A 1,182-nucleotide genomic window follows, 5' to 3' on the forward strand; every position below is an offset into this window, starting at 1 on the left:
AAGCTGATCGTGGCCGACGAGCCGGTCTCCGCGCTCGACGTCTCGATCCAGGCGCAGGTGGTGAACCTGCTGCAGAAGGTGCAGCAGGAACTGGGCATCGCCTTCCTCTTCATCGCCCACGACCTGGCCGTCGTACGGCACTTCTCGCAGCGCGTCGCGGTCATGTACCTCGGCAAGGTGGTCGAGGTCGGCGACCGGGTCTCCATCTACTCCAGGCCCCGGCACCCCTACACCCACGCCCTGCTGTCGGCGGTCCCCGAGGTGTCGACGGTCGACGAGCCGGAGGACCGCGAGCGCATCCGCCTCGCCGGCGACGTGCCCTCGCCGATCATGCCGCCGTCCGGCTGCCGCTTCCGCACCCGGTGCTGGAAGGCGCAGGACAAGTGCGCGAGCGAGGTGCCTCCCCTGGTCCGGCTCGACGGCAACCACGACGGCCACCTGACCGCCTGCCACTTCCCGGAGGAGCCGACTACCGCGGCCCGCGAGGAGGACATCGTCCTGGACCCGGCGCTGTCCGCGCTGGAGGACGCCGGGAAGGACTGAACCCGGCTCCGCCGAGGAGACAGACCGAGGGCCCGCGCCTGGGGAGGCGCGGGCCCTCGGTTTCCCTGGAGGGGACGAGTCCGGGCTCGGGTCAATGGGCCTTGGACGATCCCTTCCGCGGACGGTGCCGACAGAAAAGGGGTGTTGTCAGGCAGCCGTCCCGGGGCTCTTGGTGAGACGGGGCGAGGGTACGTCATCCGTCTCGGGGTAGTGACACGCGGTCAGGTGTCCGGGCTTGTTGCCCTCCACCTGCACCAGCGGCGGGGCCTCGGACGCGCACTTCTCCGTCGCCTTCCAGCAGCGGGTGCGGAAGCGGCAGCCCGAGGGCGGGTTGATCGGCGAGGGCACGTCGCCGACGAGCCGGATGCGCTCGCGGGGCGTGTCCTCCACCGTGGCCTCGGGCACGGCGGAGAGCAGGGCGCGCGTGTAGGGGTGACGCGGGTTGTCGTACAGGTCGTCGCGGTCGGCGATCTCCATGATCTTACCGAGGTACATGACCGCGACGCGCTGCGAGAAGTGCCGTACGACGGCCAGGTCGTGGGCGATGAAGACGAACGCGATGCCCAGTTCCTGCTGCACCTTCTGCAGCAGGTTCACCACCTGCGCCTGGATCGAGACGTCGAGCGCGGAGACCGGCTC

At 70.1% G+C, this 1,182-nt stretch carries 2 protein-coding genes; one reads left to right on the forward strand and one right to left on the reverse strand.

Translation table 11 applies throughout. The annotated features are described in order from the left end of the window. Window positions 1-543 (forward strand): oligopeptide/dipeptide ABC transporter ATP-binding protein (locus tag IG88_RS0137715; protein WP_031051391.1); only part of this gene is annotated, 543 nt, incomplete at its 5' end. A 147-nt stretch (window positions 544-690) separates the two neighbouring features. On the opposite strand, the gene IG88_RS0137720 is transcribed toward IG88_RS0137715, so the two are convergent. Next, the coding region (locus tag IG88_RS0137720; protein WP_037837562.1) for an oligopeptide/dipeptide ABC transporter ATP-binding protein at window positions 691-1,182 on the reverse strand (492 nt) is incomplete at its 5' end.

Origin of the sequence: Streptomyces sp. NRRL F-5650 (assembly GCF_000721365.1) — a bacterium.
Lineage (GTDB): Bacteria > Actinomycetota > Actinomycetes > Streptomycetales > Streptomycetaceae > Streptomyces > Streptomyces ardesiacus.